Source organism: Streptomyces sp. NPDC048182, from assembly GCF_043202555.1.
Lineage (GTDB): Bacteria > Actinomycetota > Actinomycetes > Streptomycetales > Streptomycetaceae > Streptomyces.
Map to the genome: position 1 here is coordinate 137,172 of NZ_JBIDAQ010000007.1, position 17,234 is coordinate 154,405.

The following is a 17,234-nucleotide window of genomic DNA, read 5'->3' on the forward strand; positions in this document are numbered from 1 at the left end:
CCGGGCGAGCGTCCCCGCGACCCGGCGGGGGGTGAGGGGATGCACGATGGCCGACCGCGCCGACGCCCTGCTCGTCGGCGGCCCCCGGCGGGCCGCACCGCGGGCCACGGGCCCCGCCCGCCGTCTGCGCGGCGACCTCCCGTGCGCGGCGGTGGCCGCCGCCTTCGTCCTCGCCCAGGTGCTGCTCGTACCGCCCGCCATGGGCCTCGGCTGGGACGAGATCGTCTACGTCAGCCAGATCACCGCGCACCACCCGGCCGCCTTCTTCAGCGCCCCGCGCTCCCGCGGCGTCACCCTGCTGGCCGCGCCCGTCGCGTCCTGGTCGTCCTCCACCGTGCTGCTGCGCCTCTGGCTCGCCGTGCTGTCCGGCGTCGGCCTGTATCTCGGCCTGCGGGCGTGGCGGGGCCTGTATCCGGCCCGTGTGCTCGCCACCGCCGGGGCGTTCTTCGCCACGCTCTGGATCACCCTGTTCTACGGCCCGCAGGCCATGCCCAACTACTGGGTCGCCGTCGGCGCCCTGGTCTGCGTCGGCTCATGGCTGCGGGCCCGGCGCGAGGGCGCGGGGCGGGCCCCGCTGTGGGGTGTGGCGGCCGGCGCCGCTCTCATGGCGCTGATGCGGCCCGCCGACGCGGTCTGGGTCAGCCTGCCCCTGCTCGCCCTCGCCCTGCTCCGCGGCCACTGGCGGCTGCTGCTCGCCGTGCTGGGCGGCCTGGTGGCCGGGGGAGGGGAGTGGGTGATCGAGGCGTACGCCTGGTACGGCGGCCTCGGTGAGCGCCTGTCGCGGGCCTCGGAGATCCAGGGCGGCCTCGGTTGGAGCGTCGCCGTGGACGATCAGCTGCGCAGCCTGGGCGGACGGGCGCTGTGCCGCCCCTGCACGGGCTCCCCGGCCAACCCGGTGGTCGTCGCCTGGTGGTGCGTCCTGCCGTTCCTCGCCGTCCTCGGTGTGCTCGTCGCCGCGCGGGCCGGACGGGCTGTCCGCGCGGCGGTGCCGTTCGCCTGCGCGGCGACGGCGGCCGTGCCCTACCTCTTCATGATCGGCTACGCCGCCCCGCGCTTCCTCCAGCCCGCCTACGCCCTGCTGGCGATCCCGCTCGCCGAGGCGCTGTGGCACCTGGTGAGAGACGCGAACGGCCGGTGGCGGCGGGGCGCGGCGGCCGTCACCGCGCTCGCCCTGGCCGGGCACCTGGCCGTGCAGCTCGCCGTGCTCGAGGGCACCGTCCACCGCAATGTCGACGCCCGCCGCGCCTGGGCCCGCACCGCCGGCGAACTGCACCGGCTCGGCGTCCGCCCGCCGTGCCTGCTCGTCGGCACCGAGGCCATCCCCATCGGCTACTACACCGGCTGCTCCTCCGGAGCCGTCGGCGGCAACAACGGCAACACCACCCCGGCCCGGGTCACGGACACCGCGCGCCGCCGCCCGGTCGCCGTCGTCCTCCTGCCCGACGCCGCCGCACCCGGATACGCCCGCTCCTGGACCCGGCACCGGGTCGGCGACCGGGACTGTCTGATCGCGCCGGCGGGCGGCGGGGCGGCGGGTTAAAGATCGCGGATCGGGAAACGCGACACCGGACCGAGCGGTGGCATCGCCACCGACGACCGAGCCGACGTGAACCGAGAGGGAGGCAGCGATGGGCACCGACCCGATGGCCGACAACGCCTACCAGCCCACCGGAACCAACGAGGAGCAGGAGGACGCCGCGCCCCTCGACCTCCAGGACGCCGTCGACGAGCGCGACTACGACGACACGCTGGACGAGGGCTACTCCCCGCCGGAGAAGCCGCTGGGCGTGACCAAGTACGGCACCACCGCCGCCGAGCAGCACGACGGCGAGACGCTCGACCAACGGCTGTCCCAGGAGGTCCCCGACGTCGACGAGCCCGCCGGCGACGGCGTGGGCGACGACCCGGACGGCGAGGGCGAACCCGTCGACCCCGAGGCCGGCTCCGCCCGCTCCGGGCGCCTGGTCGCCCCCGACGAGGGCGTGCGCACCGACACCACCAAGGAGACCGTCGCCCAGGACGTCGGCATCGACGGGGGCGCGGCCGGTGCCGAGGAGGCCGCCGTGCACGTCGTGGAGGACGAGACGGCGCTGCCCGACCCCGGGGACGAGGAACCGCCCGGCCGCTGAGCCGGGCGGTCCTCCCCGGGCCCGAGGGCCCGGCAGGTCAGGGCAGCAGCTTGTCGAGGGCCGCGGGGCCCTCTTCGGCCAGCTTGCGCCGGGCCCATTCCAGGTTCGCCGGAGTGACGTCCCGGCCCGCCGCGAGGACCAGGTCCTCCGGGGAGACGTCGGCGCCGGTGCGGGCGTGGAGCAGGTCGTCCGGGGTGGCGCGGTCGTCGCTCGCGCGGGAGTCGGACGGACGGGCGTCGTCGGGCTGTGACGTCGGCATGATGGGCGCTCCTCGGATCCGTGTCGCTGCTTCGGGTGCTGTCCCCGTACCGGGTGCTCCCGAATGTCCCGAGAACACCATTCAACGCCGGAGCGGACCGCGCATCCGGAGACCTTCGGTCCGCGGGGTGAGCACGAGCATCGTCACGTCGTCCTCGACATCGGGGCAGAAGCGCACCAGGTCCGCCCACAGGCGCTCCGCGAGGCCGGCCCCGTCCGCCGGATCGCCCTCCTGGGCCAGCGCGGCCAGTCGCTCGCACAGCGGGTAGAACGCGCCGTCGGCGTCCCGCGCCTCCACCACGCCGTCCGACGCCAGGAACAGCCGGTCGCCGGGGCGCAGCGCCAGCGTGCGGGTCGTGATCGTGCCGGCGTCCGCCAGACCGAGGCCCAGCGGCGTCCACGGCGTCACGTCCACCTCGGTGGCCCGCGCCCCGCGCAGCAGCACCGGCGGCGGGTTGCCGCACACCACGATCCGCACCTGGAGCGCGTCCGCGGAGAACTCGAGCAGCGCCGCCGTGGCGAACAGCTCGGCGTGCCGCGCGTCCGCCGAGTCCACCAGGAGCCTGCGGTCGAGGCGGCCGGCCACCGACGCCAGGTCGGGCCGGTCCAGCACCGCCTCCCGGAACGCGCCCAGCAGGGACGCCACCGTCGCCACCGCCGACAGGCCGTGCCCCTGCACGTCGCCCATCACCGCCCGCACCCCGAAGGGGCCGTCGCGCACGTCGAAGAAGTCGCCCCCGACCAGCGTCCCGCGCTGCGCCGCCCGGTACAGGCCCGCGCAGCCCACCGCCCCGACCCGCTCGGGCAGCGGCGGCACGACCGCGCGCTGCGCGGCCTCGGCGACCGTGCGCTCGAGGTCGAGCTGCGTGTCGCGGCGGCTGCGCACGAAGGACACGAACACGCTGAGCACGGCCACGAACACCACGGTGAGCAGGTCGGTGTCGCCGGGCCGGTCCAGATGGAAGGCCGGGACGGTCAGCAGCGCCACCACCGTCCCGCCGAGCAGGGCGGTCGCCACCGGGCTGTAGGACAGCACGGCCAGCGGCGGGATGGCGCCGAGCAGGAAGCCGACGTCCACCGGATCGGGGGCGAGCAGCGTCGCCCCGCACACCGCCACGATCAGGGCGAGCGGCAGCACCTTGACCCAGCGGGGCGGCGGCGCTCCCCGCAGCCAGCCCCGCCGGTCCTCGCCCCGGCGCGACGGCAGGAGGAACGTCTTCCACACACCACCACGCTCCTACGCCGCCCCACCCGACGCACCCCGGGAATCCCCCGGCTCAGTCGGTGACCCGCGCCCCGCGTCCGTCGCCGAGCAGCGTCCCGGCCGCCTCCAGGACCTCGGTGACCCGCAGGCCGAAGCCGGCGTCGCAGGGGTGCGGGCGGCCGGTCCGTGCGGCGGCCAGCAGGGCGTCCGCGGCCCGGCCCAGGGCCGGCACCGGGCCCTGCCCGCTCTCCGGCAGGAGGCGCACCCCGGCCTCGCCCCGCAGCTCCACCGCGGCGCCCGCCGCCGCGGGCGGTGCCGTCAGGCTGAGGGTGAGGCTGCTGGACGCCCCGCCGGCGTGGTCGAGGACCAGCTGCACGGTGTCCCCGGGCCCCGGCACCGCCGCCGCCACCCGCCGGACGTCGCCGAGGACCGGCAGCAGCACGGACAGCGCGTGCGGGCCGACATCCCACAGCGCGCCCTTCTCCCGCCGCCACGGGGACCGGGCGTACGGGCTGTCGCCGGCGCCGCCGAACACCGCGCCCAGCCAGGCGGCCCGCGCGGTGAACCAGCCGCCCGTGTCGGCCTGTTCGGCGATCCACGCCTCGGTCACCGGCTGGAACCGGCCGGTGAAGAAGACCACGGAGGCCACCCCGGCCTCACGCGCCGCCTCCGCGACCGCCCGGCCCTCCGCGGCGGACAGCGCCAGCGGCTTGTCCAGGAGCAGATGGCACCCGGCCCGCGCCGCCCGCACCGCGAGGCCCGCCTGCACGGCAGGCGGCAGCGCGACGGCCACGGCGTCCACGTCGGCAAGGAGCGCGTCGACGTCCTCGTACGCCCGCGTGCCGTGCCGCCGCGCCAGCTCCGCCGCCGCCTCCGGCCGCCGCCCCCACACCCCGGCGAACTCCAGGTCGCCGTGGTCCGAAAGGGCCGGCGCGTGGGCCGCCGCCGCCCACGGTCCGGTGCCGAGCAGTCCGATGCGCATGCCGTTTCCTCCAAGGTCTGGTTCACCTGAACACCTGCTCACTAGCATGTACTCTCAGTCAGGCCAGTGCAGTTGGCGCGGTACGGAGCTGGGGGAACGATGGAGACCGACAATCAGCTGTCCAGGGAGATCGACGCCAACGTGCCCACCGCCGCACGGATGTACGACTACTACCTGGGCGGCAAGGACAACTACGCGGCGGACCGCGCGGCGGTCGCCGAACTCGACAAGGTCGTCCCCAGCACCCGGCGGCTCGCGCTGAACAATCGGCGCTTCCTGCAGCGCGTGGTGCGCACCCTCGTCGAGGACTACGGCATCCGGCAGTTCCTCGACCACGGATCCGGCCTGCCCACCCAGGACAACGTCCACCAGGTCGCCCAGCGCGTGGCGCCCGACACCCGGGTGGTCTACGTCGACAACGACCCCATGGTCCTCGTCCACGGCCGCGCGCTGCTCGACCAGAACGACCGCACCGCCGTGATACACGCCGACATGCGCTCGACGGACGAGATCTTCGCGCACCCGGACACCCAGCGCCTGATCGACCTCTCGCAGCCGGTGGCCGTGCTGTTCAACTCGGTCTTCCACTGCATACCGGACGACGACGCCGACGGCCCGCAGGCCGTGGTGCGCCGGGTGACCGAGCGGCTCGCCCCGGGCAGCTTCGCGGTGATCTGCCAGCTGGTCAGCGAGGACGTCGAGGTGCGCGAGTCCGTCACCGCCTTCATGGACCAGGCCACCCAGGGCCACTGGGGCCGGGTGCGCGAACCGAGCGACGTCGAGACCTTCTTCGAGGGCATGGAGATCCTCCCGCCGGGCCTGGTGGAGGTCTCCACCTGGCGTCCGGACAGCGAGGTGGCGCCCCGTCAGCTCACGCAGGAGTGGGTGGAGTTCGGGGGACTTGGCCGCATCGGCTGACCCGCCCCGACCGGCTTCACCGGGCCCGGCGGATCACCGCCGGGCCCGCCTCACGTCAGGGTGTCACTTCGCGGCGTACCGCTCCGCCGTCGTCGCCCGCAGCCGGGCCACCGACTCGCGCGGGGTCAGCGCCTCGTCGGCCAGCCGGTCCAGGGCGACCCGGTACTCCTCGGTCTCGTCCCGGTCCTCCAGGAAGTTGGCGCTGCGGATGTGCTCCAGGTAGACCACGTCGGGCAGGTCGGCGCCGCCGAAGCGCAGATAGGTCACCGGGATCGCGGGCGCCGAGGCGTTGGTCACGTCCAACGGCACGATCTGCAGGGTGACATGGGGCCGCGCGGCCATCGCCGCCAGGTGCTCCAGCTGCTCCCGCATCACCTCGGCACTGCCCAGGACCCGCAGCAGCACCGACTCGTCGATGATCGCCCACAGCTGCGGGGCGTCCTGGCGGAGCAGCAGGTCCGCCCGCCGGTCCCGCAGTTCGACCCGCCGCTGCACCTCCGCCGCCGGGGCGTTCGGCAGCCCCCGCTCGACCACGGCCCGGGTGTAGGCCGAGGTCTGGAGCAGGCCCGGCACGTACTGGATCTCGAAGGTGCGGATGGTGGTCGCGGCCTCCTGGAGGCCGACCAGGCGGTCGAACCACTCGGGCATCAGGCGCTTGTCGTACCGCTGCCACCAGCCCGGCTCACCGGCCCGCTGGAGCAGCTTCAGCAGCACCGAGACCTCGTACGCGTCCGTGCCGTACCGGCCGAGCAGGGCGCGGACGTCGGCCTCCGTCGGGGGCCTGCGACCCTTGCCCGACTCGATGCGCGAGAGCTTGGCCGCGCTGAACCCGGCGTCGCGCGCGGCCTGTTCCTGGGACAGGCCGGCGTCCTCGCGGAAGCCGGCCAGCTGCACGCCCACCAGCATCTTCAGCAGAGTGGGCGCGGGCTCGGACCGGTCCAGATAGGGTTCGAGACGGGAGGTGCGAGGCGACGCGGCGGACATCCTGGCTCCCAGCAGACCGGCAGACGTGAGGGAGCCACTATCTCACCGCCTCGCCCCGCGGCGCACCCGCCCGCCGGAATCGGGTGGCGCGACTCCGGTTGGCCCCGGTGGGGCGGTCCTCACACCAGGTGGTCGAACTCGCCGTCCTTCGCGCCGGCCAGGAACGCGGCCACCTCCGCCGGGGTGTACACGAGCGCGGGGCCGTCCGGGTCACGGGAGTTGCGCAGGGCTATCCCCCCGTCCACGGCCGCGACCTCCACGCAGTTGCCCTCGGCGTTGCTGTGCCGACTCTTCTTCCAGGAGGCCGCCAGCGAGCTGGCCCGCACTCCGTTCCGCACCTGTGGCACTGCTGTCTCCTTGCCTTCGGAGGAGCCGGACCGCGCCCTCCCGGTCCCCGAACCGCTCCTAGCCGATTCTTTTCGCGCAATTTCTCGTGCAATTGCACGCGAGTGCTGTCAGCGTGGATAATAGCCGGGCGTCAACCTCGCGGTCGACGCCCCGTCCTGACGCCGTATCAGGGAGAGGCATCCACACCATGCGCAGCGCTGCGAGACCACAGCCGAGCACCGAGCGCACCGACCGCCCGCTCGCGGGCCTGGACCGCGTGCCCTGGGAGGACATCCAGGACTCCAGCGGCTGCGCCTCGGCCATCCCGCGGCTGCTGAACAGCGTGGCGGGCGGCGACGCCGAGACCGCCCGGGCCGCCCTCGGCGACCTGCGCACCCGCATCTGCCAGTACGGATTCGTGGTGGAGCAGGCCACCGCCGCGACCGTGCCCTTCCTGTGGGAGCTGGCCCAGCGGCCCCAGGTGAGCTGCCGGGCGCAGATCATCCGGCTCCTCAAGTGCATCGCCGACGCCCGGCAGTGGGAGACCACCGCCACGGCCTACCCCAAGCTCCTCAACCACCGGGAGAACCCGGTCGCGTGGGAGCGCGCGGCGCGTCAGGCCGTCCACGACCGGCGGGGCGTCCTGGCCCGGCTGCTGGCCGAGGACGACAGCGAGATCAGCACCGCCACCTCCGAACTGGCCCGCGCGCTGGGACAGGGGGCCTGAGGCCCGCGCCCTCCACGGGGGAGAAGGCGCGGGCCTCCCCGCCTCCGGCCGGACAGGAAGCGAAGATTTCTCGTCAATTGCGAGCGGGCGCACGCCGGGTGTGAATGTTTCCCCCGAGGGCGGGCATACGCAGCGAAAATCGAGAGAGGGGCGCTTCGTGCTCGAACCGGACCCGAAGGTCGTCAGGAAGGTGCTGACGCGTTACGCGTCGCTGCGGATCGCTCAGGCCGAGCGGGACAGCCCGGCGACGGCGCGCGAACTGGCGGACGTCAGCTACACGCTGTGCGTGATGATGGCGACGACCGGCATCCATGACGCGGTGGCCAAGGCGGACGCGCTGCTGCTCGCCAAGGGCCAGGCACCGGCGGCCGAACCGGAGGAGGAGAGCGGCCTGTCGCTGGCCGTGTGACACCGCGGCACCCGGGCGGGCCCCGGGTGCCGCGGTCGTCCCCGAGGAACGCCCCGGCCGGCCGGCGGGCCCTCTAGACTGGCCGGGCCTCCGCGGGGGAGGCGCAGAACGTGAAAGGCACGGTGCCGGGTGTTCCAGGATTCCCCCATCTACGACCGACTCGTCGCCGAGTGCGGCGACGTCCCGGCGCTGGTGCGCCGGGAGGCCGAGCGGGTGAGCAGGGAACTGGAGGTCGTCATGCGCCCCTCCTACGTCCCCGGCCATCTGCCGGGCACCGAGCGCCTGCCGTCCCCGGGCACCGGCTGGCAGCGCACCGCCCTGCTGCCCGGCCCGCGCCCGCACTGAGCCCCCCCAGGTCAGCGCATGGTCAGCCGGGTCCCGTCGGCGGACGCCCCGTCCGCCACGCCCGGCCGGGCCAGCCAGGCGGCGATGGTCCGCGCGATCGGCTGGCCCGTGTCCACCTCCACGAAGCCGAACTGCCCGGACTGGTTGCACTCCAGGAACCACCAGGTGCCGTCGCCGTCCTCGGCGAAGTCGAAGGCACCGTAGGCCAGATGGGCCGCGTCGAGGTAGGCGAGGACCGACTCGGCGACCCGGGCCGGCACCTCGGCGGGCCGCCACGGCTCCCCGGACGTCGAGAACCGGACATCCACCTCACCGGGATCACCGTCCGCCGGGACCGCCTTGCGGGCCGCGAGCAGCCGGTCGCCGACGGCGGTCAGCCGGATGTCGGCCCGCTTGACCACCCGGCGCTGCAACAGCGTCGGGCCGTGGGCGACGGCCGAGAAGTCCGCGCCCGGCGGGACCCGGCTCGTCGGCACCGCGCGCGGCGGATCCTGCGGATGGGCCCCCGAGACGGGTTTGACCACCAGGTCGGGATGGCGCTCGGCGAACTCCCTGGCCGCCCGCGGGAACGTGGTGATCAGGGTGGCCGGCACGGCCATCAGGCACTGCTGGGCCAGCCGCAGCTGCCAGGGCTTGAAGCGGGCGCGATGGGCCGCGTCCGGGTCGTTCATCCAGCGCGCCCCGCAGCCGCGGAGCATGCCGTAGAGCGCCTGTGCCGACTCCTCGGTCAACCATGGTGAGGGGGACGCGGCGCGGCCCGCCGCGTCCCCGGGTCTGCGCACCCAGACGGATCGCAGCCCCCCGATGCTCACCAGGCGGTCACCCGCGGACAGATGACCCCGGAAGGAGCCGTGCGCGAACTCGCCGGACAGCGCCGCGGATCCGGTCAGATCGGCCGGATCGAGACGGACCACCGGCACTCCCGCCGCGTTCAGATGCACCACGACCATGTCGGCGGTGACATCCTCTTCGCTGGTCAGGATCAACACGGTCATACGACGGCCCGTGCTCAGTCGTCGAAATGCGTCTTCGACCCCGCGGTGGAGGTCGTGGTCCCCAGGTCTCTCAGCAGCGCGTGGTCCCGGGCGGCCACCCGCCCGTCCATGAGCACGTTCAGCTGGAGACCGGAGTCATAGACGTAGGGAGTGGTGGCTTCCCACTCCACTGCGGGCCGTGCGTAGTTGAGCGCGAACGGTTGCATCGTCTCTCCCTCGTCGGTGCTGCCCGATCAAGCGATGGTCCCTGGTGCGCCGTCGCCTGGTCCGCCGACTTCCTTCGGCTTCCAGAGACTTATACGAATCGAACGGGTGATTGGTTTCCTTACGCTGCGTAATCACGGTGCGATTCGGCCTCCGGCCGCCCCGGCCCGTCGTGCCCTCGCCGGCCGAGTGGGCCGCGGACGGACCTGAGGGCGAGGAGCAGGACGCCGATGTCGTCCAGGTACACCGGATCGGGCAGCAGGTCGGCCGGCAGGACGAGATAGAGGACGGCTCCCCAGAACACCCAGCGCGGCCCCGTCGGCAGACCGGCCCGCCGCAGCTCCCGCCGGGTGCGCACCAGCCGCATCAGCACCCCCACGGCCACCGCCAGGACGAGTGCCGCCACCACCGCCGCGGCGACGATCAGTTCCGTGGTCGTGTCCATCCCGCCCCCTCCTCCCGCCGCGCGGAAACCCCTTGCTTTGGGGATGCCCGCTGGCGACGGCGATAAGTCCGTCCGGGCGCCCCACTCATCCCGGTGGCCCACACCGAGTGGCAGGCGGCGGCGGACCCGCCTAGAAAGGACCACCAGAGCGCGTGTCGCAGGTCGGGGACGCTGAGCGGCCGCGACCCCACCTCACGGAGAGAACATGAACACCGGCTCTTCCTCACCCCGTTCGTCCGAGTACGCGATACCCCCGGCCGAGGCTCCTCTCGACCCGCCGGCGGGCGAGACCGTCTCGGCCACCGGTACGCATCCGGTCCGGACCGCCGTCGACGAGTTCGACGGCCTGGCCCCGCTGGACGACTTCGACGACCTCGGCGGGTTCGACGCACCCGCCGGCCCCGACGCCGGTCCCGCCGTCCACGGCGACCCCGTCGGAGACCTGGTGCGCGCGGCCGTGGCCGACCGGCCGCTGGACGAGGTCGTGGACCTGATCACCACCCTGGAGCAGTCCCCCGAGTACGCGGAGGCGACGGTCGGCGCGCTGCGGGCGGCCGGCGTGAGCCGGTCCGTCGAGGACGTCACCCGCCTGGTGATGCTCCTCACCCGGCCGCCACGCCACCCGGACAGCGCCGACGAGGCCATCCGGGCCGCCGCCGAGGGCCGTCCGGTGGAGGACGTGTCCCGGCTCATGCACCTCCTGCAGCACACGCCCCTGGAGCCGCACTGCGGCCAGGAGGCCGTCCGCGCCGCCGCCACCGGGCGGCCCGTGGAGGAACTGGTCGAGCTCATCGGCCGGATCGCCGTCGAGCGCCCCGCGCGCCCCGAGGCTCCGCGCGACGGTGCCGACCGTGCGGCGCGGGCCGATGACGAGTGGTACGGCGACGAACGGGCCGTCGACGACCCGCCCGTCGACGACTTGCCCATCGACCAGGGCGGTGCGCGGCGGGTTTCCGCCGAACCGGGCGGTGCACGAGGGACCGGCGCGGCAACGGCCGGTGCGGACCGGGCCGATGAGCAGTGGGCCGGTGCGGAGCCGCCCGGCGCGTCATGGGCCGTTGACGAACCGGCCGGTGCGGAGCGGACCGGCGACGAGCCGTGGGATGCGCACTCCGACGCACCCGACGCCGCACCCGTCGCCGAAGAGCCGCGCGACCGGCGTCGGGCGGCCCGGCCGGACCGGCGTCCGGGCGGCCGGGACCGCCCCGTGCGCGGACACCACGACGCTCCCGACCCGCGGCCCGCCGGGGACCGGGGCGAGCCCGGTCGTACGGCCCCCCGCTCCCGACGGCCGGCCGCCTGGTCGGCCTGGCTGACCGTGGCGGTCCTGGCCGGCTGCGGGGTGGCGTTCTTCCCGCTGCACCAGGACGGCGGTTCCGCCCGCGCCTATGGGCTCGCGCTCGGCCTCTCGGCCCTCTGCCTGGTCGTCGGCCTGGTGCTGACCCTGCGCGCGGCCGTCTGGGCGCTCGCGGTGGCGGTGCTGCTCCCGGCGGCACTTGCCGTCGCCAGGATCTGCGCGACGGCCAACCCCTCGGCGCGGCTCTCCCGGGCCATGGACCTCACTTTGGCGCCCGCCTGGGCCGCCGCCGGTGCGGCCTGCCTCGCGGCCCTGGTCGCCCTCGTGGCGCTCGGCCTGCGGCTGTTCACCCGCACGCCGGGGCGCGGCCGGCCGGCCCGCGACGCGGCACGGGCGGCGGAGGCCGCGGCCGACTGACCGGCCTCCACCGCCACCCGCTTCCGCTCCGCGCCGGGCGCCCATCGGGGCCGCCCGGCGCCGGGCCGTCTCAGACGCCCAACGTGCCGGGCGGATGGGCGTGTTCGAGCAGGCCGTCCAGCACCCGGTCCGGGGTGAGGGGGAGTTCGCGCAGGCGGACCCCGGTCGCGTGGTGCACCGCGTTGCCGATGGCCGCCGCCGTGCCCACGATGCCGATCTCCCCGATGCCCTTGCTGCCCATCGGGTTGAGGTGGGCGTCCTCCTCGTCGATCCAGTGCGCGTCCACCGCCGGGACGTCGGCGTGCGCGGGCACGTGGTACGAGGCGAGGTCGGACTCGGTGAAGTCGCCGAACGCCGCGTCCATGTGGCTGTCCTCGGTCAGCGCCATGCCCAGGCCCATTGTCATCCCGCCGATGAACTGGGAGCGCGCCGTGCGGGGGTTGAGGATGTGCCCGGCCGCGAAGACCCCGAGGAGCCGGCGCACCCGCACCTCGCCGCTCACCGTGTCGACGGCGACCTCGGCGAAGTGGGCGCCGAAGGCGTGCCGCGCGTAGTCGCTCTCGGCGTCCGCCGCGCCGGTGGTGTCGGCCTCCGCCACCACGCCCCCGTCGGGCAGCGGCCCGGAGTGGTAGGCCAGGTGCTCGGTCAGCCGGGCGCACGCCTCGTGCACCGCCCAGCCCCACGAGGCGGTGCCCGCGGAGCCGCCCGCCACCGGCGCGAAGCCGATGCCGCTGTCCGCCACCTCGATCCGGACGCCTTCCAGCGGCGCGCCCAGCGCCTCGGCCGCGATCTGCGCCAGGACCGTCCGCGCGCCGGTGCCGATGTCGGTGGCGTTGACCCGGACCTGGAAGTGGCCGTCGGGCAGCGCCCGCGCGGAGGCGGCACAGGGGGAGACCAGCACCGGGTAGGTGGCGGCGGCCACGCCGGTGCCGTAGAGCAGCGAGCCCTCCGCCCGGGTGCCGGGACGCGGGTCCCGGCCGGTCCAGCCGAACCGGCGGGCCCCCTCGCGCAGGCACTCCACGAGGTGCCGGCTGCTGAACGGCTTGCCGCTGCCGGGCTCCCGGTCCGGCTCGTTGCGGATCCGCAGCTCCACCGGGTCGACGCCGAGCGAGCCGGCCAGCTCGTCGAGCGCCGACTCCAGGGCGTACATGCCGGGCGCCTCGCCGGGCGCGCGCATCCAGGAGGGGGTGGGCACGTCGAGGGCCGCCACCCGGTGCAGGGTGCGGCTGTTCGGGGCGGCGTACATCACCCGGCCCGGCACCGCGGCCTGCTCCACGAACTCCTTCACCCGGGAGGTGTGCGTCGTCACCTCGTGCACCAGCGAGGTGAGCCGCCCGTCGGCCTGCGCGCCCAGGCTGAGCCGGTGCAGGGTCGGCGCGCGGTGTCCGACGACCGCGGGGAGGAAGCGGCGCGGCAGCGCCAGGGTCACCGGCCGGCCGGTGTGCCGGGCCGCCATCGCGGCGAGGACGATGTCCGGTCGGGGTGTGCCCTTGGAGCCGAAGCCGCCACCCACGTGCTCGGCGCGGACCGTGACGTGCTCGGGCGGGATCCGGAACATCCGGGCCAGCTCGGCGCGGGCCGCCGTGGTGCCCTGGCTGGAGGAGTACACGGTCAGCCGGTCGCCGTCCCAGGACGCCGTGCTGGCGTGCGGCTCCATGGGGTGGTTGTGCAGCGGCGGGACCCGGTACTCCGCGTCCAGGCGGACCGGCGCGGCGGCGAGGGCGCCGTCCGGGTCGCCCTGTTCGAGCACCGCCGGGTAGCCGCCGTTGGCCGACTCGGGGACGTAGGCGTCCGGGTGGGTGGGAGTCAGTGTCACGTCGAAGTCCTGCGCCTCGTAGGCGACGCGGACCGCCGCCGCGCCCGCCCGGGCCGCCTCCAGGGACTCGCCGACCACCAGGGCCACGAACCAGCCCCGGTGCGGCACCCCCGGGTTCTGGAGCACGGCGAGGACCGGGTCGTCGGGGTCGCCGAGCCGGGGCGCGTTCTCGGGTGTGAGCACCGCGAGCACCCCGGGCAGCGCCAGCGCCGGCGCCGCGTCCACGCCGGTCACCCGGCCGCGGGCGATCGCGGCGGGCACCGGCCAGGCGTGCGCGCGGTGCGGGAGCTCGTGCTCGGCGGCGTACCGGGCGGTGCCGGTGACCTTCTCCCGTCCCTCCCGGCGCTCGGCGGGAGCGCCCAGGACCTTGTCGATGACGGTCATGACGTCCTCCTGGGGAGCGCGGGGGTCAGGGGGCGGCCGGCGGCGCGAGCCGGCCCAGCACGTCGAGGGCGAGCCGGCGGGCCAGCGGCACCTTGTAGCCGTTGTCCCGCAGCGGTTCGGCGGCGGCCAGCTCCAGGTCGACGGCGTGCTCGAAGGCGGCCTCCGTGGGCGCCGCGCCGAGCAGCGCGTCCTCGGCCCGCCGGGCCCGCCACGGCCGGTGCGCCAGCGCGCCGAAGGCGAGGCCGACCTGTTCGACCACCCCGTCGCGCACGTCCAGCACGGCGGCGACGGAGGCCAGCGCGAAGGCGTACGACGCCCGGTCGCGGGCCTTGCGGTAGGCCGAGGGCAGCCCGGCGGTGGCGGCGGGCAGCAGCACGCCGGTGATCAGCTCACCCGGGCGGATCTCGGTGTCCCGCTCCGGGTGCTGCCCCGGCAGCCGGTGGAAGTCGGTGGCGGGCAGGGCGCGGTCGCCCTCCGGGCCGTGCAGCTCCACCCGCGCGTCCAGGGCGGCCAGCGCGACCGCCATGTCGGAGGGGTTGGTGGCGATGCACTGGTCGGAGTGCCCGAGGACCGCGTGGTCGCGGTGCACCCCGTCCAGGGCGCCGCAGCCGGAGCCGGGCTCGCGTTTGTTGCAGGGCTTGGTCACGTCCTGGAAGTAGGGGCAGCGGGTGCGCTGGAGCAGGTTGCCGCCGGTGGTGGCGGCGTTGCGCAGCTGCCCGGAGGCGCCCGCGAGCAGCGCCTGGGACAGGGCCGGGTAGCGGTCGCGGACCAGCGGGTGGGCCGCCGCGTCGCTGCCCCGGACCATGGCCCCGATACGCAGCCCGCCGTCCGGCGTCTCCTCCACCGCGTCCAGCGGGAGCCGGGTGACGTCGACCAGGGCCGCCGGCGCCTCCACGCCCAGCTTCATCAGGTCCACCAGGTTGGTGCCGCCGCCGAGGTAGCGGGCGCCGGGGTGGGCGGCGAAGGCGCCGGTGGCCTCCTCGACGCTGCCGGCCCGGACATAGGCGAAGGACTTCACGGGATCACGTCCTCGACCGCGTCGGCGATGCGCGGATAGGCCCCGCACCGGCACAGGTTGCCGCTGAGCCGCTCGCGGATCTCGTCCCGGTCCAGGGCCATCGGCGCCTCGGAGGGTGCCGCCGGGTCCGTGACGTGCGAGGGGTGCCCGGCGTCGGCCTCGGCGATGGCGCCGAGGGCGGAGCAGAGCTGGCCGGGGGTGCAGTACCCGCACTGGAAGGCGTCACGGTCCAGGAACGCCTGCTGCAGCGGGTGCAGTCGCCCGCCGTCGCCGTCCCCGGCCAGGCCCTCCACGGTGGTGACCTCGCAGCCGTCCAGCGTGACGGCCAGCAGCAGGCAGCCGTTCATCCGCCGCCCGTCCACCAGGACCGTGCAGGCGCCGCACTGGCCGTGGTCGCAGCCCTTCTTGGCACCCGTGAGCGAGAGGTCCTCGCGCAGCAGGTCGAGGAGGACGCGGCGGTGGTCGACGATCAGGGAGTGCGGGGTGCCGTTGACCCGGAGCGTGATCTCCGAGCGGGACTCCGACGGGGGAGCGGCACCGGGAGCGCTGGCGTGCTGCTGGCTGTCCATGGCATCGGTGACCTTCCGGTACGGGCCGGTTTGTGCCGTGCAGACCGCGTAACCAGGTAGGCGCGGATGACACGTGGAGCCCTGGAGTGCCGACCATGAACGCGCCCTCGCACGTGCTGGCCGACTCCTGTCAGGCGGTGGCGGACGTCGTCCGCCGACTCGGTGACGAGGAGTCCTGGCCGCCGACCGACTCCGCCGGATGGGCGGTGCGCGACCTGGTGTTCCATCTGCTGGGCGACGCCCAGCGGGTCCTGGTGGCGCTGCACACGCCGACCGCCGGGCAGTCGGACCGGCCTGCCGGCGGTGCCGGGCCCGCCGCCCGGCGCCCTCGCGGCGGTCCGGGCCACCCTGGACGGCCTGCTGGACCGCCCGGCGCCGCGGGAGTGGGAGGACACGCGCTACGCCCTCGTCGCCACGGGGCGTGCCCCGCTCACCCCGGCCGAGCGCGCGGCCCTGGGCCCGCACGCGGACCGGCGCCCCCTCTTCAGCTGACCGAGCGGCTCCCTCAGTCCGCCGAGCCCGGGGCCTCCGGCCGGCGCGTCGGCTCCTGGGCGCCGGAGGCGTCCTCCGGCTGCGGCCGGGCGGCGCGGCCGGTGCCCCTGAAGCGTTCCAGGGTGCGGCTCAGCCCCCGCAGCGGGGGGCCGGCGGGCGGCTCGGCAGGGGCGGCGGGCGCGGCCCCGCCGGATTCCCGGTAGGCGGCCAGCGCCTCGCCCGCCTGCTCGGCGGCCTCCCGGTACAGGTCGCGGGAGCGGGTCATGGCCTCCAGCGCCTCGGCGTACCGGGCGACCAGCCGGCGCTCGTGGGCCAGCTCCTCCTCCAGGGTCAGCAGCCGCCAGTCCTCCCGCAGCGCGGTCAGCGCCTCCTCGGCGCCGTCCGCCAGCGGCCGGGGCAGCGCGGCGAACGCCAGCACGGCCGCGAGCAGGCCGGCCGGTTCGCGGCCGTCGAGGTAGACCGTCTGCGCGGAGCACACGTCGGCGTCGTAGCCCTCCGGGGCGGGCGAGCCCGGCAGCACCACGGCGCCGCCCCGCGGCACCTGCACCCCGTGGTCGTCCAGCGCCCAGTTCACCACCCGCAGCTGCTGCGGGGCCGCCCGGTGCTCGACCACCCGGTGCCGCAGGCCAGGGGGCAGCCGGTCGGCCAGCGGCACCCGGCCGCGGTGGTCCGGCGTCATCGCCTCGTGCACGACGACATGGATGTTCCACGGGCTGCGCGCGGCGTCCCGCAGCAGCCGCCGCACCGCCTTGTCGTCCTCCGGCAGCGCGTTCAGGCCGCGCAGCCGCAGCCCCGTCGCGATGTCCCGGTCCCAGGTGACGTCCGGATCCTCGGGCCAGAACACGGTGGCGGGAGAGGGCCAGGAGAGGTCCCAGGGCCGCTCGGCCTCCGCGAGGAGCGTCCACACCTGCCCGCCGGCCGTGGCCGGGGACAGGGTGAGCCTGGCCCGGACCGTGAGCGGCCCCGGCACCCGCCACCGCGCCTCGAAGACCAGGTCACCGGCACCGCCGTCCGGCGCCGGCGGTGCGGGCAGCTCGTGGAAGTCGTCGATGACCCGGCGGTCCTTGAGCCCGGCGAGCCGGTGCCGGACGATGTCCGCCGCGGCCGAACCGACGTGGCGGCCGCGAGCCGGCCACACCGTGGGCGGAGTCGTGGGGCGTGCGGGGGAAGAGGTCGGCATGAGTCCATCGGGGAGCGGGGCGCGGGCAGGGGCACGGGCCAGTATGTCGCCGCAGGTCGGTCCGGAGGACCCGGGGGTGCGTCGTACGGGCGTGTCGCGGGCCGCGGATGGCCCATGGCCGGTCCGCGAGGTGG

At 75.5% G+C, this 17,234-nt stretch carries 20 protein-coding genes and 1 pseudogene; 9 read left to right on the top strand and 12 right to left on the bottom strand.

The window, feature by feature from the left end:
• Positions 1–46 precede the first annotated feature (46 nt).
• Positions 47–1,540 (top strand): hypothetical protein, encoded by a 1,494-nt coding sequence (locus tag ACGFZL_RS16165; protein ID WP_393692131.1) that lies wholly within the window; start codon positions 47–49, stop codon positions 1,538–1,540.
• Between the two features lie 88 nt (positions 1,541–1,628).
• The gene (locus tag ACGFZL_RS16170; RefSeq protein ID WP_393692133.1) at positions 1,629–2,129 is read left to right on the top strand and encodes a DUF5709 domain-containing protein; all 501 of its coding nucleotides are present in this window, start codon (positions 1,629–1,631) and stop codon (positions 2,127–2,129) included.
• A 37-nt stretch (positions 2,130–2,166) separates the two neighbouring features.
• On the opposite strand, the gene ACGFZL_RS16175 is transcribed toward ACGFZL_RS16170, so the two are convergent.
• The 3 genes from ACGFZL_RS16175 to ACGFZL_RS16185 all read right to left on the bottom strand — a co-directional run bounded on the left by ACGFZL_RS16175 (position 2,167) and on the right by ACGFZL_RS16185 (position 4,573).
• Positions 2,167–2,388, bottom strand: coding sequence for a hypothetical protein (locus ACGFZL_RS16175; RefSeq protein ID WP_355173490.1), 222 nt, complete (start codon positions 2,386–2,388; stop codon positions 2,167–2,169).
• An 81-nt stretch (positions 2,389–2,469) separates the two neighbouring features.
• Positions 2,470–3,612: a PP2C family protein-serine/threonine phosphatase gene (locus ACGFZL_RS16180; RefSeq protein WP_393692135.1), complete on the bottom strand. Its 1,143-nt coding sequence runs from the start codon at positions 3,610–3,612 to the stop codon at positions 2,470–2,472.
• A gap of 52 nt (positions 3,613–3,664) precedes the next feature.
• Entirely contained in the window at positions 3,665–4,573 is a 909-nt protein-coding gene (locus tag ACGFZL_RS16185; protein WP_393692137.1) for a Gfo/Idh/MocA family protein, read from the bottom strand.
• A gap of 99 nt (positions 4,574–4,672) precedes the next feature.
• Here ACGFZL_RS16185 and ACGFZL_RS16190 point away from each other — a divergent pair, with 99 nt between their 5' ends.
• Positions 4,673–5,491, top strand: coding sequence for an SAM-dependent methyltransferase (locus ACGFZL_RS16190; RefSeq protein WP_355173495.1), 819 nt, complete (start codon positions 4,673–4,675; stop codon positions 5,489–5,491).
• Between the two features lie 63 nt (positions 5,492–5,554).
• Here the strand turns inward: ACGFZL_RS16190 and ACGFZL_RS16195 are convergent, their stop codons facing one another.
• Positions 5,555–6,475, bottom strand: coding sequence for a helix-turn-helix transcriptional regulator (locus tag ACGFZL_RS16195; RefSeq protein ID WP_355173497.1), 921 nt, complete (start codon positions 6,473–6,475; stop codon positions 5,555–5,557).
• A 119-nt stretch (positions 6,476–6,594) separates the two neighbouring features.
• Complete coding sequence (locus tag ACGFZL_RS16200) at positions 6,595–6,822, bottom strand: DUF397 domain-containing protein (RefSeq protein ID WP_355173499.1); 228 nt, start codon at positions 6,820–6,822, stop codon at positions 6,595–6,597.
• A 188-nt stretch (positions 6,823–7,010) separates the two neighbouring features.
• Here ACGFZL_RS16200 and ACGFZL_RS16205 point away from each other — a divergent pair, with 188 nt between their 5' ends.
• From ACGFZL_RS16205 to ACGFZL_RS16215, 3 genes are all read left to right on the top strand, one after another.
• Positions 7,011–7,529, top strand: a complete 519-nt coding sequence (locus tag ACGFZL_RS16205) for a hypothetical protein (RefSeq protein ID WP_355173501.1) — start codon at positions 7,011–7,013, stop codon at positions 7,527–7,529.
• Between the two features lie 157 nt (positions 7,530–7,686).
• Positions 7,687–7,938: a DUF5133 domain-containing protein gene (locus ACGFZL_RS16210; protein ID WP_355173503.1), complete on the top strand. Its 252-nt coding sequence runs from the start codon at positions 7,687–7,689 to the stop codon at positions 7,936–7,938.
• A 129-nt stretch (positions 7,939–8,067) separates the two neighbouring features.
• Positions 8,068–8,283, top strand: a complete 216-nt coding sequence (locus ACGFZL_RS16215) for a hypothetical protein (RefSeq protein ID WP_355173505.1) — start codon at positions 8,068–8,070, stop codon at positions 8,281–8,283.
• Positions 8,284–8,294: 11 nt separating this feature from the next.
• On the opposite strand, the gene tgmB is transcribed toward ACGFZL_RS16215, so the two are convergent.
• From tgmB to ACGFZL_RS16230, 3 genes are all read right to left on the bottom strand, one after another.
• Entirely contained in the window at positions 8,295–9,278 is a 984-nt protein-coding gene (gene tgmB / locus ACGFZL_RS16220) for an ATP-grasp ribosomal peptide maturase (RefSeq protein ID WP_393692141.1), read from the bottom strand.
• A 14-nt stretch (positions 9,279–9,292) separates the two neighbouring features.
• On the bottom strand, positions 9,293–9,484 hold the full coding sequence (tgmA, locus tag ACGFZL_RS16225) for a putative ATP-grasp-modified RiPP (protein ID WP_355173509.1): 192 nt from the start codon (positions 9,482–9,484) through the stop codon (positions 9,293–9,295).
• 119 nt (positions 9,485–9,603) lie between these two features.
• Positions 9,604–9,927: a YkvA family protein gene (locus tag ACGFZL_RS16230; protein WP_393692143.1), complete on the bottom strand. Its 324-nt coding sequence runs from the start codon at positions 9,925–9,927 to the stop codon at positions 9,604–9,606.
• Between the two features lie 205 nt (positions 9,928–10,132).
• On the opposite strand from ACGFZL_RS16230, the gene ACGFZL_RS16235 reads away from it, so the two are divergent.
• Positions 10,133–11,641 (top strand): hypothetical protein, encoded by a 1,509-nt coding sequence (locus ACGFZL_RS16235; RefSeq protein ID WP_393692145.1) that lies wholly within the window; start codon positions 10,133–10,135, stop codon positions 11,639–11,641.
• A gap of 70 nt (positions 11,642–11,711) precedes the next feature.
• On the opposite strand, the gene ACGFZL_RS16240 is transcribed toward ACGFZL_RS16235, so the two are convergent.
• From ACGFZL_RS16240 to ACGFZL_RS16250, 3 genes are read right to left on the bottom strand one after another with little or no spacing between them, the layout of a single operon-like run.
• Complete coding sequence (locus ACGFZL_RS16240; protein ID WP_393692147.1) at positions 11,712–13,841, bottom strand: xanthine dehydrogenase family protein molybdopterin-binding subunit; 2,130 nt, start codon at positions 13,839–13,841, stop codon at positions 11,712–11,714.
• A gap of 25 nt (positions 13,842–13,866) precedes the next feature.
• Complete coding sequence (locus ACGFZL_RS16245) at positions 13,867–14,859, bottom strand: FAD binding domain-containing protein (protein WP_393692149.1); 993 nt, start codon at positions 14,857–14,859, stop codon at positions 13,867–13,869.
• Positions 14,856–15,428 (bottom strand): (2Fe-2S)-binding protein, encoded by a 573-nt coding sequence (locus ACGFZL_RS16250; protein WP_393692151.1) that lies wholly within the window; start codon positions 15,426–15,428, stop codon positions 14,856–14,858. Before ACGFZL_RS16250 ends, ACGFZL_RS16245 begins: the two co-directional genes overlap by 4 nt.
• Before the next feature lie 95 nt (positions 15,429–15,523).
• On the opposite strand from ACGFZL_RS16250, the pseudogene ACGFZL_RS16255 reads away from it, so the two are divergent.
• Both ACGFZL_RS16255 and ACGFZL_RS16260 read left to right on the top strand, forming a co-directional pair.
• A pseudogene (locus ACGFZL_RS16255) lies at positions 15,524–15,706 on the top strand (maleylpyruvate isomerase N-terminal domain-containing protein); the annotation flags it as partial.
• A gap of 25 nt (positions 15,707–15,731) precedes the next feature.
• Entirely contained in the window at positions 15,732–15,920 is a 189-nt protein-coding gene (locus ACGFZL_RS16260) for a hypothetical protein (RefSeq protein ID WP_393692552.1), read from the top strand.
• A gap of 13 nt (positions 15,921–15,933) precedes the next feature.
• Here ACGFZL_RS16260 and ACGFZL_RS16265 read toward each other — a convergent pair whose 3' ends face one another.
• On the bottom strand, positions 15,934–17,100 hold the full coding sequence (locus ACGFZL_RS16265; RefSeq protein WP_393692153.1) for a hypothetical protein: 1,167 nt from the start codon (positions 17,098–17,100) through the stop codon (positions 15,934–15,936).
• Between the last annotated feature and the right edge of the window lie 134 nt (positions 17,101–17,234).